The sequence below is a fragment of the Kitasatospora paranensis genome (assembly GCF_039544005.1).
Lineage (GTDB): Bacteria > Actinomycetota > Actinomycetes > Streptomycetales > Streptomycetaceae > Kitasatospora > Kitasatospora paranensis.
Window position 1 is genome coordinate 7,675,774 of the sequence record NZ_BAABKV010000001.1, and the last position, 25,257, is coordinate 7,701,030.

The window sequence follows — 25,257 nt, forward strand, 5'->3', positions numbered from 1 at the left end:
GGCGCTGCTCGGGCCGGTGGAGGCGGCGCATCCGCCCCTCACCGCCTGCCGAAGGAGTTGGACGTGGCCCCCGACACGTACCCCGACATGCCCGACGTGCCCTGGCACAAGGCGCGCAAGGCCGATCCCCGGCAGCCGCTGACCAGGGAGGCCATCGTCGAGGCCGGTGTCCGGGTGCTGGACCGCGAGGGCCTGGCCGGGGTCACCATGCGGCGCGTCGCCCAGGAGCTCGACACCGGCCCCGCCTCGCTCTACGCGCACGTCTCCAACAAGGACGAGCTGCTCGAACTCATGCTGGAGCACATCTCCGGCGAGATCCGGGTGCCCGAGGACCCGGATCCCGCGCGGTGGAAGGAGCAGATCAAGGAGATCTGCCGGGAGGCCCAGCGGGTCTACACTTCGCACCGCGACATCACCGTGGTCTCGCTCGGCAGCATGCCGGTCGGCCCCAACAAGCTGCAGGCCGCCGAGTTCATGCTCGACCTGATGGTCCGGGCCGGGATCCCCGCCAAGGTGGCCGCCTGGGCGCTGGACGGCCTGGGCCAGCTGATCGACGCCGACGCCTACGAGGCCTCCGTGTACGCGGCCAAGGTGCAGGCGGGCGTCGACCTGGAGGCGTACTTCGCCGAGGTCGGGGACTACTTCCACCGGCTCCCGGCGGACCGCTTCCCGCAGATCAGCACGATGGCGGAGAAGATGACCACCGGCGACGGCGACGAGCGCTTCGACTTCAAGCTCGACGTGTTCCTGCGCGGTCTCGAGTCCTACATCGAGCGCTGAGCCGTCGGGCGCCGAGTGCCGTCGGTGCCGTCGGCCGCGCCGTTTGGTCCAGGTGGCGGTGTCGCCGTACTCCTCCGTCCGCCCGGCCGCCCGCCGCGACGCGCCGCCGGCCCGTGCGCCCGCAGCCGCCGTCCGACCGTGATGACCTGCCCCGACGGTGCCGGTGGCCGGTCGCGGCGACGGACACCCGGTCAGCTGACGGACCGTCCGGTGGGCGCGCGTGCGGACCCGACCGTCCTTACCTTCATGACATGGACATCGACCGCCGCCTGGTGCTGCGTCGCGTGTTGCAGGCCACCACGGCGGGTGCGCTGGTCGCACTGCCCGCCCTCGGTCGCCCGCGGCCGGTGACGCACCCCGTCGCCCACGAGCAACCCGCCGTCGTGGCGGCCCCCGCGCGCCCCGTGCCCCCCGAGCCCCCCATCGTGCCGCGCTCGGACTGGCAGACCCCGCCCGACCTGCCCTCGATCCAGTACGACCGCGCGGTGCGGGCCGCGTTCGTCCACCACACCGAGAACCCGAACACCTACCGTGCCAAGGACGTCCCCGACATCCTCCGGGCCATCTGCCGCGACCACCTGGAGAACCGCGGCTGGGACGACATCGGCTACAACTTCCTCGTCGACCGGTTCGGCACCATCTACGAGGGCCGGGCGGGCGGCATCGACCGGCCCGTGGTCGGTGCCCACACCGTGGGCTTCAACCGGGAGACCGTCGGCATCGCCGCGATCGGCACCTACTCCACCGGCGCCGAGGTCCCCGAGCCCGTCGTCACCGCGATGGCGGGCCTGATCGCCTGGAAGCTCGGCTCGTACGGCAACGATCCGCACGGGCAGTACGAGCTGACCTCGACGAGCAGCGACAGCCGCTTCCCGGTCAGCACCCGGCACGTGTTCAACGCCGTCTCGGGCCACCGCGACGCCTTCTGCACCCTGTGCCCGGGCGAGTCGCTCTACGCGGTGCTGCCCCAGATCACCGACCGGGCGGCGGCGATCCAGCAGGCGGCCGCCGCCGCGGCCCCCGCCGCCACCGGACCGGCCGCCGGCCCGACCCGCGCCTAGGCGGTGGCCGCGACGCAGCTCCGGACGCGGCGCCCGATCCCGCCCACCGTGCTGGCGGCGGCCATGCCGAGCAGGGCACCGGCGACCACGTCACCCGGGTAGTGCACCCCGGTGTGCACCCGCGAGTACCCCACCCCGGCCGCGAGCAGCCCGAGTGGCGCGGCCGTCCACGGCAGCCGGGAGCCGACCGCGGTCGCGAAGGCGAACGCCGAGGCCGTGTGCCCCGACGGGAACGACGCCGAGGCGGGCATCCGGACGTGCCGGGCCGTCGGCACGCCCAGGCCCTCCCGGTCCGGCCGGGGCCTGCGCGCCAGCGCCTTGCCCACCAGGTTCGCGCCGGCCGACGCCACCGCCACGGCGGCCGTGCCGAGCACGGCCGCCTCCCGCGGCGCGCCGGGCCGGAGCGCCAGCGTGCCGGCGATCGCGAAGGAGATCTTCGAGTGGTTCGCGGCCCGGGAGAGCCGGCGCAGTGCGGCGTCCAGCTCGGGGGTCGGGGTGGTCGCGACGGCGGCGTACACCGCCCGGTCGACGGCGCCCAGGTCCGCGACGATCCGCCGGCCGCGGCCGACGGCCGCGGCGACCGCGCGGCCGGCGCCGCTAGACATCGTCCACCGCCGCCCGCTGCGCCGGGGTGCGCCCCAGCGCCAGCCGCCCGACCCGCCGCCAGCCCAGCGGGGGCAGCGCGGGCTGGGTGCCGGGCCGGTCGCGCGGCACCCGGACCCGCAGCGCTCCCGCGCTGATCGCGCACCGCACCGGGACGTCGAGGACGAGCGCCTCGCCGTCCACCGCCACCGGGATGCTCGCCGCGTCGGCCGTCACCTCCACCTCGCGGGCCGCCAGCACCGTCACTGCCTCCGCCTGCCCGCCGCGCAGGGCCAGCTCCGCGGCCTGCGCCACGCCCGCCACCTTCACCCCGAACACGCCCAGGGTGCCGCCGTCCAGCCGCGGCCGCCGCCCCGCCGCGAGCAGGTCGCCCGCCGCGTACGGGTTGTTGCTGACCAGCACCGCCTGCGGGTCCGTCAGCTCCTCGCCGCCCGCCCGGGCGGTCAGCCGGGCGCCCTCGTAGCCCAGCAGCAGGTCCGGCATCGCGGAGAGCGCGGTCGCCGCCTTGGCGTCCCGGTACGCCGGGTCCTGGACGATCGCGGCGTAGACCCCGAACGAGACCGAGTTGACGAAGGCCCGCCCGGCGACCCGGCCCAGGTCGATCCGCAGCTCGACGCCGTCGGTGAGGGCGTCCAGGCTGAGCGCCGGGTCCGCCCGGTCCAGCCCGAGGTCCATCGCCAGGTGGTTGCGGGTGCCCGCCGGGATGACCAGGAACGGAACGTCCTGCTGCGCGGCGACGGCGGCCACCAGCGCCTGGGTGCCGTCCCCGCCGGCCACGCCGAGCAGGTCGGCGCCGTCCGCCACCGCCCGGCGGGCGATCTCCGTGACGTCCTGGTGCTCCGAAGGGTCCAGCAGGACGACGCTCGCGCCGAGCGCCTCGGCCTTCGCGACCAGGCCGAACTTCTCGACCTTGCCGCCCCCGGAGCGCGGGTTCATGATCAGCACCGGCCGGCGCAGCGGCCTGCCGGCCGGCCGCGCATCGTCCGCGGCGGCCTGTCCCGGCGCAGCGCCGCCCGCCCGCAGGCGAGCGCCGCCGCCCAGAGCGACATCGCGGCCAGGACGGGCGGCCACAGGTCGTTCCCGGCATAGATCACCACCACTCCCACCGGTGCGGCGACCGCCAGCAGCGCGCCGAGCAGCCGCATCGCACCGTGGTGCGTGAGCGCCCACCACACGCCCGCCGCCATCACCGCCGTCCCGGCGAGCCCGGCCACGATCACCAGCGCACTGGCCAGCCCGGCCGTGGCCACCAGCACGACGAGCGAGCCCACGGCGCACAGCACCGCGACCCGCGCGAGCAGCCTGGCCGTCCTCCCGTTGCCCCCGCCTCCGGACCCGCTTCCCGTCATCGCGACCTCCCTGCGCCCCGTGCGGGACGTGCGCCCAGCGAAACCCGGCGGCGGGCCGTCCGCGCGGCCCGCTGCTGCATTCGGGTGGCGCCGGTCCGCTGCGCCGGCCGCCGCAGGCCGGATGCCCCGAGCGGGCCCGTCCATGCCGTCCGGGCCGTCCGGGCGTGGGCGGCCGGCCGTGCGGGTGGCCGTCCGGGTGGGAGATCGGCCGCGGACAGGTGAGCTCCCGGGCGGGCGGGGAACAAGGAGGGACGTGCCTGGTGAGAGCGGAGCGGCGATCGAGCGCGTGCGGCGGCGGATGAGGGATCCGGTCGTCCACCTGACGATCCGTGCGACCCTCGCGGCCACCCTCGCCTACGCCGTCGCCACGCAGCTCAGCAGCGAGCCGGCCCCGCTGACGGCGCCGCTCACCGCGCTGCTGGTCGTGCAGGTGACCCTCTACTCGACCCTGACCACGAGCATCCGCCGGGTGAACTCGGTGGTGGTCGGCGTGGTGATCGCGATCGGGTTCAGCTCCGTGATGGGCCTGTCCTGGTGGAGCCTGGGCCTGATCATCCTGGCGTCGCTGACGATCGGCCAGTTCGTCCGGGTCGACGAGTTCGTCAACGAGGTCGCGATCAGCGCGATGCTCGTGCTCGGGGTGACCCGGCTGGCCAGCCAGGCCTGGGACCGCGTCCTGGAGACGATCATCGGCGCCGGCGTCGGCCTGCTCTTCAACCTGCTCTTCGCGCCGCCGGTGTGGGTGGACACCGCCGGCGAGTCCATCGAGGACCTGGCCCGGCGCGCCCGGCACCTGCTGCTGCAGATCGGCGACGAGCTCGGCTCGCCGACGCCCGTCGCGCGGGCCGCGGCCCGGCTGCACGAGGCCCGGGCGCTCGACCAGGCCATCGCCGACGTCGACGCGGCCCTGCGGCAGGCCGAGGACAGCCTCCGGCTCAACCCGAGGATCAGCGAGGGCATGCTGTCCCGGCTCGTGCTGCGCACCGGACTGGACACCCTGGAGATCTGCGTGGTGGTCGTCCGGGTCCTCGCCCGCTCGCTCACCGACCTGGCCAAGCGGCGCGGCGACGAGCCGCTCTTCCCGCACGACGTGGCCCTCGCCCTGGAGGAGCTGCTCGCCCACCTCGGCGGGGCGCTGGTCAGCTTCGCCGTCCTGGTGTCCAGCCAGGTCAGCCGCAGCGCGGAGGAGGCGGAGGCGCGGCTGGCCGCCGAGCTGTCGGCCGCCTGGACGTGCCGTGAGCGCGCCGCCGACATGCTGCTGCGCCGCGTCCAGGAACATCCCGAGGCGTGGCAGCTGCACGGCTCGCTGCTGGCCGAGGTGGACCGGATCCTCGACGAACTCGACCTGGAGCACCGCTCCCGGCGGCTGATGGAGGAGCTCGACCGCGCCTCGGTCGCCAACCGGGAGCGCTTCACCGCCTTCGGCCGGCTGCGCGGCTTCCTGCGCGGCGAGGGGCTGCGCCGTCGGGACCGGTGACCGGCGGATCCCCTACGGTGGGGGCATGACCACGGCCCCGGCGATCCGCGAAGTCCCCGACGACCTGGGCACGGTGGTCCGGCTCGGCGCGGTGCGCCGGGTGGTGTCCCTGGTGCCGTCGCTCACCGAGGCCCTGGCCGCGACCGCGCCGGGGCTGGTGGTGGGCGCGACCGACTGGTGCACCCACCCGACCGGGCTCGCCGTGCCCCGGATCGGCGGGACGAAGAACCCGGACGGTGCGCGGATCGCCGCACTCCGCCCGGACCTGGTCGTCGCGAACGAGGAGGAGAACCGGGCCGCGGACCTGGACGCGCTGCGCGCGGCCGGGGTCGCCGTCTGGGTGACGGAGGTCCGGGACCTGGAGCAGGCCCTCGGCTCGCTCGACCGGATGCTGACCGTCGCCTGCGGCCTGCCCCGGCCGGGCTGGCTGGACGAGGCCGCACGGGCCTGGCGCGAGCTGCCCGCCCCGGCCGCGGCGCCGGTGCGGGCGGTGGTGCCGATCTGGCGGCGTCCGTGGATGGTGCTGGGCCGCGACACCTTCGCCGGGGACCTGCTGCGCCGGCTGGGCGTGCACCAGCTGTACGCCGACCACGCCGACCGCTACCCGGCCGTCCCGATCGACGAACTCCTTTCCTGCGAACCGCAGTTGGTGGTGCTGCCGGACGAGCCGTACCGGTTCGCCGCCGACGACGGCCCGGAGGCGTTCCCGGGGGTGCCCGCGGCACTGCTGAGCGGCCGTCATCTCACCTGGTACGGGCCGTCGTTGGCCGAGGCGCCGGCCGTGCTGGCCGCGCAGTTGGCCGCGGCCCGCCCGTGGGCGCCGTGACCGGTCATCCCCGGCTTCCCCGCGCAGCCGGGCGAGTTGCAGGGCGGCGCTCTCCAGCAGCATCTCCAGGGCCGACGGGTAGGCGCTGTCCTTCATCCGGGCGGCGAGCAGGCCGGCGGTCGCGGAGATGTTCGGGTGGCTCTCCGCGGGCAGTCGGGCGTAGGTGGACTCCCACATCCGTTCGTCGGCCTCGCGGGCGGCGGCCGGGAGGGCGAGGAGGCCGCGTCCAGCGCGGCGAAGGCCAGGCTCTGGTCGATGAACGCGTGGTAGATCCGCACCGCGGCCGGGTCGGGGAAGCCGGCGCCGCGGAGCAGCCCGAGGACGGCCTCGTCGGCGGCCACCTCGCGGGCCCGGCCGGTGACCCGGCTGGCGGTGAGCACCGCCGCCTGCGGGTGGGCCAGGTAGGCGCGGTGGATGCGCAGCCCGAGGTCGCGCAGGTCGGACTGCCAGCGGCCGCCCGGTGCCCAGCCGTCCAGGGCGCGGCCGATCAGCTCGTCGCCGATGGCCAGCGTCAGCTCGTCCATCCCGGCGAAGTACCGGTAGAGGGCGCTCGGGTCCGCGCCGAGCGCGAGGCCGAGCCGGCGGGCCGTGAGGCCGGCGCCGCCGTGCTCGCGCAGCATGCGCAGCGCGGTCTCCACGATGAGGCGCTCGGACAGCACGGCGCCCTGGCGGGTCGGCCGCCGACGCCTGCGGTCGCCCTCGGCCACCACCTGCTTCGCCATCGGCCCGCTCCTCACCTGCCCGATCCTTATGCCAACGCCATTGACGTTATCACCCGCCGAGGAGTTGCATCGGGTCACCGGAGGCGGGAGCCTCGGATGGGAAAGAGGTCATCATGCGCATACTTCTCGTCGGCGCCGGCGGTGTCGGCACGGCCATCACCCGGATCGCGGCCCGCCGCGACTTCTTCGAGCACATGGCCGTCGCCGACTACGACCCGACGCGGGCCGAGGCGGCGGTCGCCGCGCTCGGCGACGCGGGCAGCCGCTTCAGCGCCCACCGGGTGGACGCCTCGGACCGTGCGGCGGTCACCGCGCTGCTCACCGAGCACCGCTGCGACGTCCTGCTGAACGCCACCGACCCGCGGTTCGTGATGCCGCTGTTCGAGGCGGCGCTGGCGGGCCGCGCGCACTACCTGGACATGGCGATGTCGCTGTCCGCCCCGCACCCCGACCGCCCCTACGAGGAGTGCGGGGTCCGGCTGGGCGACGCCCAGTTCGAGCAGGCCGAGCTGTGGGAGAAGTCCGGCCGGCTGGCGCTGGTCGGCATGGGCGTCGAGCCGGGCCTGTCCGACGTGTTCGCCCGCCACGCCGCCGACGAACTCTTCGACGAGATCGAGGAGATCGGCATCCGGGACGGGGCGAACCTCACCGTCGAGGGCTACGACTTCGCCCCCTCGTTCAGCATCTGGACGACGATCGAGGAGTGCCTCAACCCGCCGGTCGTCTTCGAGAAGGACCGCGGCTGGTTCACCACGGAGCCGTTCAGCGAGCCGGAGGTCTTCGACTTCCCGGAGGGCATCGGCCCGGTCGAGTGCGTCAACGTCGAGCACGAGGAGGTGCTGCTGGTGCCCCGCTGGGTCGACGCCCGACGGGTCACCTTCAAGTACGGGCTCGGCGACGACTTCATCGGCAAGCTGAAGACGCTGCACGCGCTCGGCCTGGACAGCACCGCGCCGGTGACCGTGGCCAGCGACCTCGGGCCGGCCCGGATCTCGCCGCGGGACGTCGTCGCCGCCGTCCTGCCCGACCCGGCGACGCTCGGCGACCGGATGCACGGCAAGACCTGCGCGGGCACCTGGGTCAAGGGCACCAAGGACGGCGCGCCGCGCGAGGTCTACCTCTACCACGTGGTCGACAACCAGTGGTCGATGCGCGAGTACGGCTCGCAGGCCGTGGTGTGGCAGACGGCGATCAACCCGGTGGTCGCCCTGGAACTCGTCGCCGCCGGCACCTGGGCCGGCTCGGGCGTGCTCGGCCCCGAGGCCTTCCCGGCCCGCCCGTTCCTGGAGCTGCTCACCGCCTACGGCTCGCCCTGGGGCCAGCGCGAGCAGTGAGTCCCGCCGGCCCCGGCCGGGGCCGGCGGGACCCGGTCAGGAGAGCGGCCGGCAGAGCAGGGCGTCCGGGGTGCCGGAGGAGCCGACCCGGGTGGTGAACGCCACCCCGGCCGCGTACTCGTCCGCCGCGCACTGGCCCTTGTAGGCGCCGTACGCGAACTCCCCGCCCGGGCCGCCGGCCGGCCGGGCGTCGCCGTGGTCGAACCAGACCGTGCGGCCGGCCGTTCCGAGCGGGTCGCGGGCCGCTGCGCACAGCACGGCCGACGTCCGGGCGCCGCGCAGGCTGTAGCCGATCAGGTACCGGCCGGCGGCGCACTGGAGCTTCGTCCAGCCCGGTGCCCAGTCGCCGCCGGCGGGGACGTTCCGCTCGTCGCGGACCACCTCCGCGTCGCCGCTCGGCGCCCGCAGACCCCGAGGGCGCCGCTGTCGGTGCACAGGCCCCGGCCACCGGAGTGCGCGAGGCCGGCCAGCCGTTCGCCGTCCGGGCAGACCGCCTTGCGGGCACCCGCATCCCAGTCGCCCTGGGCGCGGACCCGCAGCGACTGCACGGCGTCGCTGTGATCGGTGTCGAGCATGTGCCACGCCGCAGTGGCGGGTACCCGGCCGGTGCGGCCGGGCGCGGTCAGCAGCCGGTCGAAGGCGTCGGCCCGCCAGTCCGGGCCGTCCAGGATGCCGGAGCGGTGGCCGGCCGCGTCGTAGCGCAGCAGCGCCCAGCTGTCGCCCTGGCCGCCGTCGCCGCGCCAGCCGACCAGCGGCCAGTAGGCGACGTCGGCGTCGGCGGCGGCCAGGTCGTCGGCGAAGTGCGCGAACCAGGCGCGCGGGGCGGCGCCGGTCTCGTCGGCGCCGATGCCGAACTCGCTGACCCAGACCGGCGCGGTGAAGTGCTGCCCGCCCTCGGCGGCGACGTACAGCGCCTCCTGGTACAGCGCGTCGCGCAACTGGTCGGCCGTGAGGTCCTGGTAGCGCGGATCGTGGGTCTCGCCGAGACCGGTGGCGCCGCTGTGGTTCGGCCCGGTGTAGCCGTAGAAGTGCGCCGAGTAGACGAGCTTGCCGGAGGTGACCAGGGTGTGCGAGAGGGAGCGGACGGGGGTCAGCGTCGGGCGGCCGTGCGGTAGTCCGTCGGCGGGGATGCCCGTCCAGTTGATGCCCTCGACGACGATCAGCAAGTCCGGCGAGCCCTCGGTGAGGATGCGGTCGCCCGCCTCCTGCGCGGCGGCCTCCCAGTCGTGCGCGTCGCCCAGGCCCCAGTTGGGGTCGTCGAGGACGTCGCGCCGGACCTCGTTGTAGAGGTCGGCGCCCACCACCCGCTTGTTCTCGCGGTAGCGGCGGGCCATGAACACCCAGTCGTCCTCCCACTGGCGGGTGGAGCGCGAGCTGTTCCAGCGTTCGTTGCCGTCGACGCCGCAGCACCAACGGGTTGTGCCCGTGTGGTTGTTGAGGATCACCGCGAACCCGGAGCCGGTCAGTGCCGCGATCACCGCGTCGTACACCTGGAGCGGGGTGAGCCCGCGCAGCTGGGGGTTGGCCGCGACGGCCGCGTCGGGGACGGGCGCGGTCTCGTGGATCATCTGGTTGGAGAACGGCAGCCGGATGCTGTTGAAGCCGAGCCGGTGGAAGTCGTCCAGCAGGGCCGGCAGGCCCGCCCGGTCGAGGCCGAGCGGAATGCCGTGGGAGTCCTGCCCGGCGTGGTGGTTCGCGGGGTCGGCGATGTCCCCCGAGCCCGTCCAGGAGCCCTGCGCGCCGTCCCAGTTGCCGGCCTCAAGCCGGAACCGGTTGCCGTTCGCGTCCACGATCCAGCGGCCCCGGGTGGAGAGCGGGGCCGTCCAGTCCGCCGACACCGCCGTGGCGGTGGGCGCGGCGGCGGCCGCCGCGGGCGCGGTGCCCGGTGCGCCCGCGAGGAGCGCCAGCGTGGCCAGGAGGGCGAGCAGCGGTGCGACGGGTGACCGGTGCCTGGTCGTTGTCATCGAGGCCTGCCCGGGGACGAGGGTGGGGGAGCGGTGGCGCAGAGGTGCTTCCCGGCCTGATGCGCCGCCAACCCCTGTTCTGTGCACGTCATAGGTAGAGGCCCGGGCGGTGTCGTGATTCGCGGCGGCCGGAATCGTACGCCCGGGGCTGGTGTGGCTGAGGTGGCCCTGTCATGATGCGGGGTCAGAAAGTCCGTACGGAGTTCGAACCGATCGACACCGAAGGAGTCATCATGCTGACCACCGCCGAGCAGATCCGCGCGCTCAAGGACGAGGACTTCCGCCTGGGCCTGGGCCAGGGGTACGAGCTCCACCCGGCCGGCAACCCGGCGGACGAGGTCTACACCTCGGCCGCGCTGCTCTCCAACACCTGTCAGTCCGTCGCCAGTTGCGCGCGGGTCTGCAGCTTCTGACCAGCTGTCCGGCGGCGCGGCGCCACCGTGCCGCGCCGCCGGACACCCGTACCGGGCAGGAAGGGCGGCCGACGTGCCGGACACCTCAGAGCTGCGGCGGTCGGCGGCCAGGGCCGTCCCGCTCGCCCACCGCGGCCGGGCCGCCGCACCGCAGGCCCCCGACCCGGAGGCCGACGACCGCGCCCGGCGCCGGGCCGCCCGCTGGCAGGCCCAGCGGCCGTTCGACGCACCGGGCTGGTTCGACCGGCGGCTCGCCGCCGACGGGCTCGACCCCGCCGAACTCGCGCTGCTGCTCGGCGAGTCGCCCACCGCCCTGGCCGCCCGCCTCGGCCCGCAGGGCTGGGCCGACCGGCTCGCCGACGCCTTCGACCGCGCACCCGCCCCGGCCGCCGCACCCCGGACGGCGACGAGCACCCCTTCGCCGTCCTCGCCGCCCCGCTGATCGCCGCCGCCCGCGACCGGCTCACCACCGCGCTCACCGCCCTCGGCCCCACCCCGCTGGGCAGCCCCGCCGACCTCACCGCGATGCTGCTGCCCGCGCTCACCGGCACCGCCCATGCGATGGCCGTCCGCACCCTGATCGTCGAACTCCACGTCGCCCGCCTCACCGGCCGCCTCACCGGCGCCACCCCCGAGGACCGCTACCGCGACTTCCTGCGGCTCCTCGCCGAGCCCGCCGAGGCGATCCGCATCCTCGCCGAACACCCCGTCCTGGCACGCCGGCTGACCACCGCCGCCGACCAGTGGGCCGACACCGGCCGCACCCTGCTGCACCGCCTCGCCGCCGACCTGCCCGCCGTGGCCCGGACGTTCGCCGCAGGCGCCGACCCCGGGCCGCTGACCGCGATCCGCACCGGCCTCGGCGACGCCCACCGCGGCGGCGCCACCGTCGCCGGCCTCACCTTCGCCGACGGCACCCGCATCGTCTACAAACCCCGCCCGCTCGACGTCGACGTGCACTTCCAGGCCCTCGTGCGCCGGCTCAACCCACAGTTGCGGCTGCCCCTGCTCGACGTCCCCCTGCTGGCCCGCGACGGCTACGGCTGGATGGCCCACGTCACCGCCCGGCCCTGCCGCGACGCCACCGAACTGCACGCCTTCTACCACCGCGCCGGCACCCTCGCCGCCCTGCTCCACCTCACCGACGCCGTCGACTGCCACGCCCAGAACCTGCTCGCCGTCGGCGACCAGCCCGTCCTGGTCGACCTGGAGGCGCTGCTCCACCCCGACCTGCACGAACCCGCCAAGGACCTCTCCCACGCCGAGCGCCTCGCCCGCCACGACGCCGCCCACTCCGTGCTGCGCTCCGGCCTGCTCCCGCAGCGGATGTGGGACGAGGACGGCAATGGCGGCACCGACCTCTCCGCACTCGGCTGGGACCCGTCCCGGCTGCCGCCCCGGCCCGCCCCCGAGGTCGTCGGGCTCGGCACCGACGAGATCCGCATCGAGTACCGCCCGGCCCCCGTCGAAGCTCCCGGCAACCGCCCCCTGCCGCCCGACCGGCCGTTGTGCCTCGCCGACCACGCGGACGCCGTCGACGCCGGCTTCACCGAGGCCTACCGGCTGCTCGCCGCCGACCGGGAGCAGGTCGACCTCCTGCTCACCGCGTTCGCCCGCGACGAGACCAGGCTGCTGCGCCGCGACACCCTGGAGTACCGCAGCCTGCTCGCCACCGCCTGCCACCCCGACCTGCTGCGCGACGCCCTCGACCAGGACCGGCACCTCGACCGCCTCTGGGCGCTCGCCGCCTGGGAGGACAGCGTCGGCGGCTTCGTCGCCCACGAGCACGCCGACCTGTGGAACAACGACGTCCCGGTGTTCACCATCCGTCCCGACGGGGTGCACGCCCGCTCCAGCACCGGGGCCGTCATCCCGGACGTCACCGACCGGCCCGCCCTGGACGTCGCCCGGGAGAAGCTCGCCGCCTTCGGCGAGGACGACCTCGCCCGCCAGCGCCGGCTGCTGCGGCTCTCCCTCACCACCGCCGACGGCGCCGCGGAACCCCGCCGTACCCCCACCACCGCCGAACCCCGCACGCCGGCCACCGCCGAACCCCGCGCCACACCCGTCCCGGACCCGGGCCCGCCCCGCGACCCCGACGGCTCCGCCCTGCGCTCCCGCGCCCTCGCCAAGGCGGCCGAGGCCGCCGACGACCTCCTGCGCGAGGCCTACCGCGGGCCCGACGACCTCGCCTGGACGGGCCCCAACTGGGCCCCGCCCGGCCGCTGGGCGCCCGCCGAACTCGGCCCCGACCTGTACAGCGGCACGGCGGGCATCGTCCTCTTCCTCGACCGGCTCGCCCGCGTCACCGGCGACACCGGCCACCGCAGGTCCGCCGACGCGGCCACCGCCACGCTGCGCCGTCAGATCCGCCGCCGCACCGACCGGCTCGGCGGCGGCATCACCGGCACCGGCGGGCTGCTCTACACCCTCGCCCAGCTCACCGCGGACCGCCCCGACCCCGAACTCGACACCCTCGCCGAGGCGCTGGTCGCCCGCGCCGCTGCGACCGCGGCCGACGACACCTGGTACGACGTCATCGCCGGCAGTGCCGGCACCATCGGCGGACTCGCCGCCTGGGCCGCCGTCCGTCCCGGCGCCGCCGTCACCGACGCGCTCGCCCGCTGCGCCCGGCACCTGGCCGACCGGGCACGGCCGCACCCGGAGGGCGGCGTCGGCTGGCTGCCGCAACCGCTCGCCGCCACCGTCGACCGCCCGCTCGCGGGCTTCGCGCACGGCTGCTCCGGCATCGCCTGGGCGCTCGTCACGGCCGCCCGGCTGCTCGGCGACGACCGCCTGCCCGACCTGGCCCGCGCCGCCTTCGCCCACGAGCGCACGCTCTACGACCCGGCCGCCGGGAACTGGCGGGACGTCCGTGAGGACCCGGCCGTCCGCGAACACCCGGTGCTCTGGTGCCACGGCGCGGCGGGTGCCGCCCTGGCCCGGGCCGAGACCGCCGACCTGCTCGACGACCCCGAGCTGCGCGCCGAGCGGGCCGCCGCGCTGACCACTGTCGCGCAGTCCGGATTCGGTCTCAACTCCTCGCTCTGCCACGGCGACCTCGGCAACATCGACGTGCTCCGGCTTTCCGGCGCGCCGTATGTCGGGGCGGCCGCCGCCGCGCTGGACACCCTCGACCGGGACGGCTGGGCGTGCGGCCTCCCGCACGGCGTCCGGAGCCCGTCGCTGATGGTCGGTGTGGCCGGCATCGGCCACGGCCTGCTGCGACTGGCCTCGCCCGAGGCCGTCCCCTCCGTCCTCGCCCTGCGACCCCCGCAGACCGGCTGACACTGCCCTGCCCCGTGCCCGCCTCGCACCGCCCCGCCCCGCCCGGAAAACGGCTCGCCGGTCGCCCGCCGCGGTGCGAGGATGACGCGCATGACCCGGGTGTCCCTGGTACGCACCGCTGTTCTGCACACCGCCGACCTCGACGACGCGACGCGGGCCGTGGCCCGAGCCCTGCTCGACGAGGTCTTCGCGCCCGAGATGACGGACGAGGACTGGGAGCACTGCCTCGGCGGCGTCCACGCGCTGGTGTGGGAGGGCACCGTGCTCGTCGGACACGCGGCCCTCGTGCAGCGCCGGCTCGTCCACGCCGGCCGGGCGCTGCGGACGGGCTACGTGGAGGGCGTCGCCGTCCGCGCCGGCTCACGCGGCCGCGGCTACGGCGCCGCGATGATGGCCGAACTCGAACGGGTGGCCCGCCGCGCCTATGATCTCGCCGCCCTCGGCAGCACCGAGGAGGCCGTCCCGTTCTACACCGCGCGCGGCTGGCGCAGCTGGCTCGGCCCGACCTCGGAGCTCACCCCGCACGGCACCGTCCGCACGCCCGACGAGGACGGCTGGATCTTCGTCCTGCCGCTGCACACCGACGCCGAGGTGCCGCTGGACTTCGCCGGCGAGCTGACCTGCGACTGGCGCGAGGGCGACAGCTGGTGACCGCGGACGCGTCCTCGAACCCGTGCCTTCCCCCGGGTGTCGGCGGCGCATAGGGTCGCAGGTGACGGGCCGTCGGCACAGCACGGACCGCCATCGACACCCCGCCCGCCGCGCACACCGGGAGAACACGTGCACCACAGCCGTATCGGATCCGTGCGGGTCACGCCGCGCCGCCGCGACGAGGTGGTCGCCCTGCCGCCGTACGGGCTCGACAGGCTCGGCGGGCCCGGCGCGGCCGGCCGTCTGCGCCGCCCGGAGTCGGTTGCCGGAGGTCTCGGGGTATGAGCGGCGCGGCACCAGCCACCGGCCGGCCCTACGACGCCGTCCTCTGCGACATCGACGGCGTACTCCGGCACTGGCCCCCGATGGACGACCTGGACCGCGCGCACGGGCTGCCACCGGGCTCGCTCGCGGCGGCGGCGTTCGCTCCGCACCGGCTGCACCCCGCGGTCACCGGAGAGGTCACCGACGAGCAGTGGCGGGCGGCCGTGACCGCCGACCTCGCCGGTACCTGCGGCTCGGCCCGGCGCGCCGGGGCCGCGGTCGCCGCCTGGTCGGCGGTCGTCCCGCCGGTGGACGAGCAGGTCGTCGCGCTGCTCACCCGGGTCCGTGCCGTCGTCCCGGTGGCCTTGGTCTCCAACGCGACCACCCGGTTGGAACAGGACCTCGACCGGCACGGCCTGGCCGACCTCGCCGACACCGTCGTCAACACCGCCCGGATCGGCGTCGCCAAGCCCGACCCGCAGGTCTACGCGATCGCCGCCCGCCGGGTCGCCGCGCAGCCGCACCGCTGCCTGTTCGTCGACGACACCGCCGGGCACGTCGCCGCCGCCCGCCAGGCCGGGATGACCGGCCTGCACTACCGCACGGCCGACGACCTGCGGACCGCCCTCGCGGCGCTCCTGGACTGACCCGTCCACCCGGTCGGCGCGAGGCCCGTCAGGTCGCCGGGGCCCGTCCGGTGGTGAGCCTGCCCGGTGGTGAGCCCGTCCGGTGGGCCGGTCGTCCGCCGGTCAGGAGCCCGCCAGCGCGGCCCGGGTGGCCGCGCCGTACACCCCCGGCGGATCCGCCGTGATCGAGCGCTCCTGCTGGACCTCGCGCACCGCGCGCTCGGTCGCCGCGTCGTAGCGGCCGTCCGCGGCCACGTACGTCTTGCCCTGTGCGAACAGCAGCTGCTGGAGCCGGACGACCGCCGGCCCGGAGTCCCCGGCGCGGAGCACCCCGACGCGACCGTCGCCGCACCGGTCGGACGGTTCGACGGGCTGCCCGACGGCGCGGCGATGCCCGATGCCTGATGCCCGGCGACGGGCGCGGCACTCGCGCCGGCCGGGGAGGCGGTCGTCGTGGCCGGGACGGACACCGGGCCACTCGCGGGCAGGCCCACCGGCGCGTCCGCGGCCCGGACGCCGGACGGGCGGGCTGGCCCGGGCGCCGCCCCGGAGCCGGCCCCGTCGGCCAGGTGGAACGCCACGGCGCCCAGCAGTACCGTCGCGAGCATCGCGGCCGCCACCGCGGGGCCGCGCCGATGGAGGCCCGCGCGACGCCCGTCGACGGCCGGGACCGGCGGCACGGCCTGCTGGGCGGGCCGCACCGAGTCCGGCGGCGGGGCCGGGGCGTAGGCCGGTGCGGTCACCGCGGAGGCGCCGAGATCGCGGACGAACGGGCGGACCAGGGTCTCGTCGTCGACCGCCTCGGACGGCTCCTGAGCCTGCCGCTGCGCCATGTCTCTCCGTACTCGCGGTGCCGGTTGCCGGGCACGTCCGGCAACCGGCAAAACGTAGCAGGAGCGATTCCGCCGCAGGTCGGCGCGCCGGGCGGTGCCGTTCGGCGCCCGGTTCGGACCGATCGCGACCGCCGGTGGCCGAGCCGCGACCGGCCGGTGTTCGAGCACGGACCGCCCGGTGTCCGGACGCGCCGGCCCCACGGGGTGGTCGGCTGACGTCGCACGGCCCCGCGGCCGGCGCCCGTCGTACGGGCCGCGGTCAGCGCACGTCGTGCGGCCCGGCAGGCGGCGCGAGCAACCGGTACCCCGTGCGGCGCGGCGCGCCGGACCCGGTGGTGCCGGAGGGGTGCAGCGAGCCGATGGGGATCGCGCGGACCAGCGGAGAGCCGCCGACGACCTGGACGCGGGCGCGCCCGCCGCCCGTGCTCAGGACCTGGATGCGCAGGCCGGCGTCGCGCGGGTGGCAGGACTCGTAGACCTGACCGGCCGTCGGCTGTGAGATGTTCATCGGACGGTCCAACGAACCGGGCCGGGGATTCTGCGCCCGGGGCCGGGCACCGGCAGCTCCACCGAGGGCCCGGGCGGGGAGCGGGGCGGCCGCTACTCCCACTGGCGGCGGCCCAGGGCGACCCCGATGGCCGCGTAGACGACGGCTGGCAGACCGTAGTCGACCAGTGTGCGGGCCGCCTGGGTGGACGGGCTGAAGAGCCCGCGCGACCAGCCGGAGAGCCAGTCGGCGGCCTGGTGGAACCAGTGCGCGACCGGGTTGCCCGAATCGGCACCCGCCAGGTCGAGCACGATCCAGAGGAGCAGGACGAGGACGGCGGCACCGGCGGCCGTCCGCAGCAGTTGGACGAGACCTCTCATGGCGTGCGTGTTGCACGTTCCGGCCCGCGCAAACCCGACGGGCCGTCATCGGTCCGCTCTCCGGCAGCCTTCTCCTCCGCGGGGCCGGCCGCCGCGCAGGCGGTGCGGCCCGGCGGGTGGAAGCACGCGGTGACGGTCTTGCCCTCCGGCCCGACCCGGGCGGTCCAGGTGTCGGCCAGCGCGTCCACGATCGCCATGCCGCGCCCGGAGGTCGCGGTGGCGCTCTCCGGACGCGCCAGCGGCGCCTCGGGGAGGTGTCGCCCACGCTGACGTACAGGCAGCTGCCGTCCCAGGTCATCACGAGGTGGGCGGCGCTGCGCGCGTGGACGTGGGCGTTGGTGACGAGCTCGGAGACGGTGAGGACGACCGCGTCGGCCGTGCCCGGCGCACCGGTCGTCCAGCCGAGGTCGTCGAGGTGCCGGCGGGCCCAGGCGCGGCCTGCCGAGACGGTGCTGGGCAGCGGCAGCGTCCGGGCCCAGCCGAGGGCGCGTATCGAGGCTTCCCTGTCGTGCACGTCGGGGCTCCTCTCTCTGCTTCGGGGACAGTCGCCCTTGCGGCTGCCCCGGCACCGTCCCGTACGCATGGCCGGTCGGCCGGTGTACGGGACGGTGCCGGGCGCCCGCTCAGCGCAGCGCCCACACCTGGTTGGGCTGGGTGCCGCTGCCGTAGCAGTCCCAGATCTGGACCCGGGTGCCGTTGGCGGTGCCCTGGCCGGCCGCGTCCAGGCACTTGCCCGAGTTCGGGTTCACGAAGGTGCCGTTCCCGTTGACCTGCCACTGCTGGGCACCGTTGTTGAGGCACGTCCAGAGCCTGACCTGGGTGCCGTTGGCGGTGCCCTGTCCTGCGACGTCGAGGCACTTGCCGGAGTTCGGGTTCACGAAGGTGTTGCCGGTGCGCTGCCACTTCTGCGCGACGGTGCCGTTGCAGTCGTAGAGCTGGACGGGCGTGCCGTCGGCGGTGCCGGCCGCCTGGACGTCCAGGCAGCGGCCGCTGCCCTGCCCGACGATCGTGCTGCCGCCGGTACCGCCGCCCCCGCCCCCGCCGCCGGTGCCGTTGGCGGTGAAGTTGAAGGAGTCGACGCCGAGGCCGGTGCCGCCCACCCACGGCTCGAAGCCGAACTGCACGCTCGTCATGTACCAGGCCCGGTCGAGGTAGCCGCGGTTTGCGGAGTCCTCGGTGAAGTCCTTGATGTTCACCTGGAGCGAGGTGGTGGTCTGCTGGCGGACATAGGAGACGACGTTCCACGAGATGCCGCCGTTGGACAGCCGGCCCTCCCACACGTCCCAGCCCGCGCCGGCCAGGTTCGCGGTGCCGATCTTCTGCCCGGCCGGCTGCGGGGCGCCGAGGTGGCTGCCCCAGATCATCAGCTCGGCGCCGTTGTTCTGGCCCGACGGGTTCGGCGAGGAGTCGAACCAGATGTCGTAGGCGGCGTCGTAGGCGCCGGTGCCGACCGTCCGGTAGGCGACGCTGGTCTGCGGGTTGGCGAAGGCGCTGACCTGGAGCGGGAGGCCGCTGCCCGAGCTGCAGTTGGTGTAGTGACAGCCGGCGTACACCGACGGGTAGGAGGCCGGCGCGCCGTTGGTCGGCTTGTTGTGGCTCTCCGAGGAGATGGTGAAGCCGCTGTCGGTGACGGACAGGCACTGCTGGGTGCTGTCGCCCCAGTTGTTGTTCTGCACGATGTAGTGGCCGCCGGCGATCGGGACGGAACCGAAGGTGTCGCAGAGCTGGGTGGCGGCCCCGGCGGGGGCGGCCATGACGGCCGGGAGGGCGACCGCCGCGACCAGCAGGGCGAGGGCGGTGACGGCCGAGCGCAGGCGCATCGGTAACGACTTCATCAGGGTCCTCCGTCGAGGTGTGCGAGTGGGCGCGAACGGTCGTGGGGCAGCACCGGCTGCGGGCTGCAGGCGACCCGTCCGTGCTCCGAAACGGTAGGAGGGTCCATCGCGGATGGGGAAGACGTTCGACCGAAGATTCGGGAGCGCTCCCATTTATCGAGGTGAAGTGCCCCGTTCGTTCGAAACTTATGGGAGCGCTCCCAAAATGCCGTCAAAGCCGTTGACAGTGCCATGTCGGGCCTGCACGCTCCGGGGTGGCGTCGGTGCACCGCGACCCGTCCGCGCTCCCCACCGGCCTGCCCTCTTCCCGCCCCCACGCTTCCGCCCCCACGCGACGCCCGAGGTGAGGCCTGTGAACACCCGAACGGCCCGACTGACCCACACCGCCGTGACCCTGACGGCCCTGACGGCCGCGGTCGTCGCCCCGGCACCCGGGCTCGCCCCGCACCGCGCGGCGGCCGCGGACGCGGCGCCCGCCCCCGAGGTCATCACCGTCGACACCGGCCGCCAGTCCGGGCCGCTGACAAAGGCGGGCCTGGGCACGCTGTTCGGGGTGGCCGCGACGCCGGCCACCCCGCGCGACCTGGTCGCGCAGTCCCAGGTCTTCCTCAGCCAGCACCAGAGCCTCGCCGGCGACGCCCACTACCCGACCTCCACCGAGGCGGTCACCGGCACGCTCCAGGGCACCGGCGTGCGGATGATCGCCCGGTTCAACGACATGATGGGCGGCTGGCCCTATCAGTGGACGTCCATGGACCAGTGGCTCGACCAGGTGCGAAGCGGCATGCGGTCGCTGGCCGCCTACCGGAGCCAGATCTACGCGGTCGCGCCGCTCAACGAACCGGACAACAAGCTGCAGGGTGCCTTCATGACCGATCCCGGTCTGCCCGCCGGGAGTTACGACGACAAGGTCAACTACCTCTGGACGCAGACCGTCCGGACGATCCGCTCGATCGACCCGGGCGTCCCCGTGATGGGGCCCGACTACGAGCACTACAACCCCTGGGAGTCCGCCGACCGGCAGCCCCGGATGCGGGCCTTCCTGGTGAACGCGATCAACACCGGGACGGTGCCCGACGTCATCGGCTGGCACAGCCTCGGCCCCAGCCCGGGCGACGTGCCGGCCTCGCTCACCTCGTACTACCGGCCGCTGGAGCAGGAGTTGCACCTGCCCGGGGCGCCCAAGCCGATCGCGATCGAGGAGTACGGCCCGGGCAGCGGGGACTTCGAGGGCGTGCCCGGCACCATGGTCAAGCACTGGGCGGAGTTCGCCCGGTACGGGATCGACTGCGCGACCATGGGCGTCTACACCAACCCCGGCCTGCTCGGGAACACGCTGCGCCGCAGCTACGGTGCGCCGCCGAAGCCCGACGGCGGCTTCTGGTTCATGAGCTGGTTCAAGGCGATGCAGGGCAACGGGCTGGCCGTCAGCCGCTGGGACACCCGGCACTACCAGGCCGCCGACGCGGTGGCGACCTGGAACCAGGCGGACCGCTCGGTCACCGTGCTGGCCGGGGGCGAGGACGCCGACGTCGACGTGAAGCTCCAGGGCCTGGCCGCCCGCGGGCTCGGCCCCGCCGTCCGGGTCCGGGTCGAGTACGCGCACTGGTCCAAGGACCCCGCCGAGGCAGACACCACCGTGGAGAGCGGCGGTGATCCGGAGAGCGGGCCGCACCTGCTGGTCGACCGGACGGCGACCCTCGACGCGGACGGCGGGCTCACCGTCCCGATCCACCGGATGGACCGCTACGACGGCTACCGGATCACCGTCTCGCCGCAGGCGCCGGCCGTGCCCGACCCGACCGTGCATGAGGCCGAGGCGGCCCAGCGCACCGACGCCGTGCTGCACACCGGCGCCGACGGCGTGCTCGCCTCGGGCGGTGCGTACGTCGGCGGGATCGACCACCCGGACAGCGCGCTGGCGTTCGGGGTGGACGTGCCGCAGGCCGGCATCTACGCCATGGCCGTGCACTACGCAGCGGCCCTGGGCGCGGCCACCCACACCGTGACCGTCAACGGCCGCGCCCAGGAGCCGGTCTCGTACCCGGCCACCACCGGCTGGTCGCCGACCGAGTTGCGGACCGCGTCCGCGAAGGTGCTGCTGAACGCCGGGCACAACACCGTCACCCTCGGGCACGGCACGGGCTATGCGGAGGTCGACGACATCGAGGTCCGTCCGGACACCCACCGCTACGAGGCGGAGTCGGCGTTCGTGACCGACGCCCGGCGCAGCGTCTTCACCTACGACTACGTCCCGGGGTACGTCGGGGGGATCGACAAGGCGGACAGCGCGGTGGAGTTCGCCGTCGATGCGCCGGCCGACGGCGACTACCGGCTGGACGTCGGCTACGCCAACGGCACCGGGGCCACCGCGACCCACCAGGTGTCCGTCGACGCGGTGGCCCAGGGGCAGGTGAGTTACCCGCCGACGGCCTCGTGGTTGGGCACGCCGGACCAGGATCGGCCGGAACGCCTCGCCCAGGTCACCCTCCACCTCCACCAGGGCCTGAACCGCGTCCGGCTCCTGAAGGGCACTGGCTATGCCGAGTTGGATTTCCTGACGGTGAACCCGGCGCCCTGACGACTCAGACCTGCCGGAGGCCCTCGACCGGGACGAACTCGTCGATGATGCGGGCGAGTTCGTCCGGTCGGTCGAGGGGGAGCAGGGTGTAGCCGTCCTCGACCTCGACCAGTCGGCCCTGCGGGAGGAGCTCGGCCAGGCGGCGGCCGTGCTCGGGCGGCATCACCCGGTCCTGCGCGGCCCAGACCACGAGGGCGGGCCGGTCGAACAGCGGCAGCCGTTCGGCGGCGGCGATCAGGAACCGCGGGTCGGCCGCGGCGGCACGCAGCAGTCGGACGGTGTCCCGGCGGATCTCCGGCCGTTCGAGGACCGGCGCGAGCCAGCGGGCGGTGGCGGCGTCGCCGCGCTTGGTCAGCCACCCGAAGGCGATCGGGAGCCGCCGCAGCGCCCGGAGCCGCATCTGCTGCATGAACAGCCCGAACAGTGCCGGCGACAGTCGGCCGGCGAGAACGAGCGTCTTCCCGGTCAGCCCGGGCGGGAAGTTGTCGAAGGCATCGCACGAGACCAGCACGGCGCGCCCGACCCGCGCCGCGCCCTCGGCCATCAGCAACTGGACGAGGGCGCCGCCGGTGTCGTTGCCGACCAGGGTGACGTCCTGGAGGTCGAGGCGGTCGAGGAACTCGGCGACCAGGCGGGCCGTCGCGGGCAGCGAGAGGTCCGCGCCGGCGGGCATCGCCCGGCGGTGCGCGCCCAGCGGCAGGGTCGGTGCCACGCAGCGGTGGCCGTCCGACAGCCGGGCGATCGGGCCGTCCCACAGCGACGAGTCCATCATCAGCCCGTGCAGCAGGACGATCACCGGACCGTCGCCGCCGGTGTCCACGTAGTCGATCGTTCCGGTGGAGAGCTCGATGTGCGGCACGGTCGTCAGCCTCCCTGCGGCGCGGGGACGACGGAGAGCCGGACGGCCCGTCCGTCCCCCTTGCCCGGTGGACCGCGCAGCCGCGGGTGCGGCCGCTGCGGGGCACGGGGGAAATCGTCCCTCCCCAAAAGTGAACCACGCGGTTCGCAGGCTGTCCACGGAGCCGGACGCGACCGTGCCCGGCTGCGGGACCGGCGCGACGAGCTCTGCGCCGACTCCTCCTACGGGGATCCCGCCGAGAGCGCGAGGGGTTTCCGATGGGGCCGGGCAGCCGGCCGGCCTCAGCAGGTGGCTGATGTCGCGGTCGAACGTGAGCTCGCGCAGGATCGTGGTCGGCCGCCCGTCCGCCATCCGCCAGATGAAGGTGTAGAGCACCGGCTCGCCGTCCTTGACCCGCCGCATCACGATCGCGGCCTGGTCGCCGAGGTCGGTGGTGGTCGGGAAGGTCACATCGTCGACGGACTCGCCCACCCTCTGCCCCTGCCCGCGCAGCGCCCGGAAGCGGGCCATGAACTTGTCCTTGGTCAGGGTGATCGTCTGCCCTGCCCGGTCGACCCGTACGTTCTGGAACTCGGGGTCGTACAGCCGGTCCAGCGCGTCCACGTCCATGGCCAGTCCGGCGTCGAGGTAGGTCGTGGCCGGCGCCCGACTGCCGAACACACCCACGCTCGCCCGCATCCCCGAGTACGGGCTGCGCGCGCTGGAAGACAGCGGGCTGTCCCTGCCCCAGGCGGCCACCGTCGTCTACACCGCCGTCCACTACACCTTCGGCCACGTCATCGAGGAGCAGGACTCCGCCGAGGCCGAGCCCACCGAGGAATTCGCGCTGGCCTACCCGACCGTGGCCCGCACCATGGAGGAGGGCCGCCGCGTCGGGCTGACCGCCACCGACGTCTTCGACGCGGGCCTGTCCCTGATCATCGGGAACGGGTGAGAACAGCCTGCCGTACTCGGCCGGGCCGCATGAGCGCCGAAGAACCGACGAGCGCAACCACTACGCCCCCGCCGCCTCCTCGCGCTCCAGGGCGCGGACCAGCGCGACCAGGCCCGCGTCGACTCCCGAGGTGTCGCCGGTGGTGAGCCACTCCACCAGGAAGCCCCGGAGCACGGCGAGGATCATCTCGGCGACCTGGCCCTTGCGCTCGTCGGTCCAGTCCGGCGGGCAGAGGGCGAGCAGGGTCGGCCGGTACTGCTGGGAGGCGTCCCGGCCCAGCGGGCCGTAGCGGCCGGGGTCGTACATGGTCAGGCCGATCGCCTGGTCGAGCACGCGCAGACCCGACTCCGCGTCCATCAGCACGGGCCAGACGGCCCGCACCCTGGCAGCCAGCGTGCCGTCCGGCAGTGCGGCGACGGCGGCCTCCACATGGCCGATCCGCCGTTCGCGCAGCCGGACGACGGCCTGCCGGAGCAGGTCGTCGGCCCCGTCGAAGTGGTAGAGCAGGACCTTGTGCGTGGTGCCGGCCGCCCGCGCCGCCCGGCGCAGCGAGAAGTCCACGAGGCCGTTGGCAGCCAGGTCGTCGGTGACCCGTTCGAGCAGGTCCCGGCGCCTGGCCTCGCCGCGCGGCGAGCCCGCGGACCGCCGGTAGCCGGTCCGTTCCGGGGAGGCGTCGTCGGCAGAGGTGCTCACCACCACAGCTTTCACGGTCGGACGTCCTCATGGGGTGGCGGCGCGGCAGGCGGCCGGGGGATTCCGCCCCGGTCGGGGAATGACAGCACGGGCGGGCGCTGAAGTCCAGCGGGCCGGCGGCACCGGAGGACGGTGCGGAGGCGGCCGCCCTGGCGGCCATCGGCGGTACCCTGCTGCCCGGCGGCGCGTGCGGCCACCCACCGCCCGCGGCCGATCCGTCCCGCCGAGAGGAACACCGTGGTCAGCCTGAAGGACGTCGCCCAGCGCGCGGGTGTGTCGATCAAGACCGTCTCCAACGTGGTCAACGGCTACCAGCACGTCACACCGGCCATGCGCGAACGCGTCCAGCGGGCCATCGACGAGCTCGGGTACCGCCCGAACCTGACTGCGCGCCACCTGCGCAAGGGCCGCACCGGCATCATCGCGCTCGCCGTCCCGGAGCTGGGCAACCCGTACTTCGCCGAGCTCGCCGGGGCGGTGATCGACGCCGCCGCCCAGCACGACTACACGGTGCTGCTCGACCACACCGGCGGCCGGCGCGACAAGGAGCTGCTTGTCTGTCAGGGCTTCCGTTCGCACGTCATGGACGGCCTGATCCTCAGCCCGATCGAACTGGAGTCGGCGGATCTGCTCGCCCGGACGGAGAGCTCCCCGCTCGTCCTGCTCGGCGAACGCGAGTACGACGCCCCGTTCGACCACATCGCCATCGACAACGTCGCCGCGGCCCGGTCGGCCGTCCGTCACCTGATCGATCTGGGCCGCCGCCGGATCGCCTTCCTGGGCGCCCGGCGGGAGAGCGCGCGCGAGCCCGCCCACCTGCGGCTGCGTGGCTGGCGCGAGGAACTCACGGCGGCCGGGCTGCCCGCCGACGACGCCCTCGTGGTGGCCACCGACGGCTACGGGCGGGAGGACGGAGCCCGTGCGATGGCGGCGTTGCTGGACGGCGCGGACCGCCCGGACGCGGTGTTCGCCTACAACGACACCGTCGCGATCGGTGCGATGCGCACGCTCGCGGACCGGGGGCTGCGGATCCCGGAGGACATCGCCGTGGTCGGCTTCGACGACATCGAGGAGGGCCGGTTCGCGGGAGTCCCGCTGACCACCATCTCCCCGGACAAGGAGGCCATCGCCCGGCTCGCCGTCGACTGCCTGGTCGAGCGGCTCTCCGGTGGCGCGTCCACCGAGCCGCGCCGGGCCCGGCCCGGGCACCGGCTGGTTGTGCGGGAATCGACGGCCGGCCGGGCCTGACGCCGGCTGCACGGAGTCCCGGCCGCCGCCCGCGCGGGCAGCGACCGGG

20 protein-coding genes and 4 pseudogenes are annotated in these 25,257 nt (G+C 75.0%); 13 read left to right on the forward strand and 11 right to left on the reverse strand.

All coding sequences use genetic code 11. From position 1 onward, the window contains the following. Positions 1 to 63 precede the first annotated feature (63 nt). Positions 64 to 780 carry a TetR/AcrR family transcriptional regulator gene (locus tag ABEB13_RS36425; protein WP_345708926.1) on the forward strand — a complete coding sequence of 239 codons (717 nt, stop codon included), beginning with the start codon at positions 64 to 66 and terminating at the stop codon, positions 778 to 780. A gap of 251 nt (positions 781 to 1,031) precedes the next feature. Beyond that, positions 1,032 to 1,841 (forward strand): peptidoglycan recognition protein family protein, encoded by an 810-nt coding sequence (locus ABEB13_RS36430; protein WP_345708927.1) that lies wholly within the window; start codon positions 1,032 to 1,034, stop codon positions 1,839 to 1,841. Here ABEB13_RS36430 and ABEB13_RS36435 read toward each other — a convergent pair. Next, complete coding sequence (locus tag ABEB13_RS36435) at positions 1,838 to 2,446, reverse strand: phosphatase PAP2 family protein (RefSeq protein ID WP_345708928.1); 609 nt, start codon at positions 2,444 to 2,446, stop codon at positions 1,838 to 1,840. The two genes, ABEB13_RS36430 and ABEB13_RS36435, sit on opposite strands and share 4 nt — an antisense overlap. Continuing rightward, a pseudogene (locus tag ABEB13_RS36440) lies at positions 2,439 to 3,793 on the reverse strand (diacylglycerol/lipid kinase family protein). The gene ABEB13_RS36435 and the pseudogene ABEB13_RS36440 overlap by 8 nt, the downstream one beginning before the upstream one ends. 298 nt (positions 3,794 to 4,091) lie before the next feature. On the opposite strand from ABEB13_RS36440, the gene ABEB13_RS36445 reads away from it, so the two are divergent. Together ABEB13_RS36445 and ABEB13_RS36450 are read left to right on the forward strand one after the other, a co-directional pair. Continuing rightward, entirely contained in the window at positions 4,092 to 5,270 is a 1,179-nt protein-coding gene (locus ABEB13_RS36445; RefSeq protein WP_345709950.1) for an FUSC family protein, read from the forward strand. Between the two features lie 25 nt (positions 5,271 to 5,295). Next, positions 5,296 to 6,096 (forward strand): helical backbone metal receptor, encoded by an 801-nt coding sequence (locus ABEB13_RS36450; protein ID WP_345708929.1) that lies wholly within the window; start codon positions 5,296 to 5,298, stop codon positions 6,094 to 6,096. Positions 6,097 to 6,117: 21 nt separating this feature from the next. Here the strand turns inward: ABEB13_RS36450 and ABEB13_RS36455 are convergent. Further along, positions 6,118 to 6,818, reverse strand: a pseudogene (locus ABEB13_RS36455) (TetR/AcrR family transcriptional regulator); the annotation flags it as partial. 113 nt (positions 6,819 to 6,931) lie between these two features. Here ABEB13_RS36455 and ABEB13_RS36460 point away from each other — a divergent pair. Beyond that, a complete protein-coding gene (locus tag ABEB13_RS36460; protein ID WP_345708930.1) occupies positions 6,932 to 8,152 on the forward strand; it encodes a saccharopine dehydrogenase family protein in 1,221 nt (406 codons plus the stop codon). Between the two features lie 36 nt (positions 8,153 to 8,188). Here ABEB13_RS36460 and ABEB13_RS36465 read toward each other — a convergent pair. Next, positions 8,189 to 10,116: pseudogene (locus ABEB13_RS36465) on the reverse strand (glycoside hydrolase family 5 protein). A 233-nt stretch (positions 10,117 to 10,349) separates the two neighbouring features. Between ABEB13_RS36465 and ABEB13_RS36470 the strand changes: the two are divergent. From ABEB13_RS36470 to ABEB13_RS36490, 5 genes are all read left to right on the forward strand, one after another. Then, entirely contained in the window at positions 10,350 to 10,529 is a 180-nt protein-coding gene (locus ABEB13_RS36470) for a hypothetical protein (protein ID WP_157818634.1), read from the forward strand. A 73-nt stretch (positions 10,530 to 10,602) separates the two neighbouring features. After that, positions 10,603 to 10,971, forward strand: a complete 369-nt coding sequence (locus ABEB13_RS36475; protein WP_345710025.1) for a hypothetical protein — start codon at positions 10,603 to 10,605, stop codon at positions 10,969 to 10,971. Next, complete coding sequence (locus tag ABEB13_RS36480) at positions 10,971 to 13,817, forward strand: type 2 lanthipeptide synthetase LanM family protein (protein ID WP_345709951.1); 2,847 nt, start codon at positions 10,971 to 10,973, stop codon at positions 13,815 to 13,817. The genes ABEB13_RS36475 and ABEB13_RS36480 overlap by 1 nt, the downstream gene beginning before the upstream one ends. A gap of 90 nt (positions 13,818 to 13,907) precedes the next feature. After that, positions 13,908 to 14,468, forward strand: coding sequence for a GNAT family N-acetyltransferase (locus tag ABEB13_RS36485; protein WP_345708931.1), 561 nt, complete (start codon positions 13,908 to 13,910; stop codon positions 14,466 to 14,468). Positions 14,469 to 14,749: 281 nt separating this feature from the next. After that, positions 14,750 to 15,379: an HAD-IA family hydrolase gene (locus ABEB13_RS36490; protein ID WP_345708932.1), complete on the forward strand. Its 630-nt coding sequence runs from the start codon at positions 14,750 to 14,752 to the stop codon at positions 15,377 to 15,379. Between the two features lie 102 nt (positions 15,380 to 15,481). Here ABEB13_RS36490 and ABEB13_RS36495 read toward each other — a convergent pair whose 3' ends face one another. From ABEB13_RS36495 to ABEB13_RS36515, 5 genes and pseudogenes are all read right to left on the reverse strand, one after another. Further along, positions 15,482 to 15,688 (reverse strand): peptidoglycan-binding domain-containing protein, encoded by a 207-nt coding sequence (locus ABEB13_RS36495; RefSeq protein WP_345708933.1) that lies wholly within the window; start codon positions 15,686 to 15,688, stop codon positions 15,482 to 15,484. Positions 15,689 to 16,450: 762 nt separating this feature from the next. Beyond that, entirely contained in the window at positions 16,451 to 16,699 is a 249-nt protein-coding gene (locus ABEB13_RS36500; protein ID WP_345708934.1) for a hypothetical protein, read from the reverse strand. A gap of 92 nt (positions 16,700 to 16,791) precedes the next feature. Then, the gene (locus tag ABEB13_RS36505) at positions 16,792 to 17,058 is read right to left on the reverse strand and encodes a hypothetical protein (RefSeq protein WP_100886949.1); all 267 of its coding nucleotides are present in this window, start codon (positions 17,056 to 17,058) and stop codon (positions 16,792 to 16,794) included. Further along, positions 17,055 to 17,572 (reverse strand): annotated as a pseudogene (locus ABEB13_RS36510) (ATP-binding protein). The gene ABEB13_RS36505 and the pseudogene ABEB13_RS36510 overlap by 4 nt, the downstream one beginning before the upstream one ends. A 109-nt stretch (positions 17,573 to 17,681) precedes the next feature. After that, positions 17,682 to 18,893: a GH12 family glycosyl hydrolase domain-containing protein gene (locus ABEB13_RS36515; RefSeq protein WP_345708935.1), complete on the reverse strand. Its 1,212-nt coding sequence runs from the start codon at positions 18,891 to 18,893 to the stop codon at positions 17,682 to 17,684. Positions 18,894 to 19,245: 352 nt separating this feature from the next. Between ABEB13_RS36515 and ABEB13_RS36520 the strand changes: the two genes are divergently transcribed. Continuing rightward, complete coding sequence (locus ABEB13_RS36520) at positions 19,246 to 21,474, forward strand: CBM35 domain-containing protein (RefSeq protein WP_345708936.1); 2,229 nt, start codon at positions 19,246 to 19,248, stop codon at positions 21,472 to 21,474. A 4-nt stretch (positions 21,475 to 21,478) separates the two neighbouring features. Here the strand turns inward: ABEB13_RS36520 and ABEB13_RS36525 are convergent, their stop codons facing one another. Continuing rightward, positions 21,479 to 22,333, reverse strand: coding sequence for an alpha/beta fold hydrolase (locus tag ABEB13_RS36525; RefSeq protein ID WP_345709952.1), 855 nt, complete (start codon positions 22,331 to 22,333; stop codon positions 21,479 to 21,481). A 634-nt stretch (positions 22,334 to 22,967) separates the two neighbouring features. On the opposite strand from ABEB13_RS36525, the gene ABEB13_RS36530 reads away from it, so the two are divergent. Next, positions 22,968 to 23,267 (forward strand): TetR/AcrR family transcriptional regulator C-terminal domain-containing protein, encoded by a 300-nt coding sequence (locus ABEB13_RS36530; protein ID WP_345708937.1) that lies wholly within the window; start codon positions 22,968 to 22,970, stop codon positions 23,265 to 23,267. 60 nt (positions 23,268 to 23,327) lie between these two features. Here ABEB13_RS36530 and ABEB13_RS36535 read toward each other — a convergent pair whose 3' ends face one another. After that, complete coding sequence (locus ABEB13_RS36535) at positions 23,328 to 23,960, reverse strand: TetR/AcrR family transcriptional regulator (protein ID WP_345708938.1); 633 nt, start codon at positions 23,958 to 23,960, stop codon at positions 23,328 to 23,330. Positions 23,961 to 24,197: 237 nt separating this feature from the next. Here ABEB13_RS36535 and ABEB13_RS36540 point away from each other — a divergent pair, with 237 nt between their 5' ends. Continuing rightward, on the forward strand, positions 24,198 to 25,208 hold the full coding sequence (locus tag ABEB13_RS36540) for a LacI family DNA-binding transcriptional regulator (RefSeq protein ID WP_345708939.1): 1,011 nt from the start codon (positions 24,198 to 24,200) through the stop codon (positions 25,206 to 25,208). Positions 25,209 to 25,257: the final 49 nt, after the last annotated feature.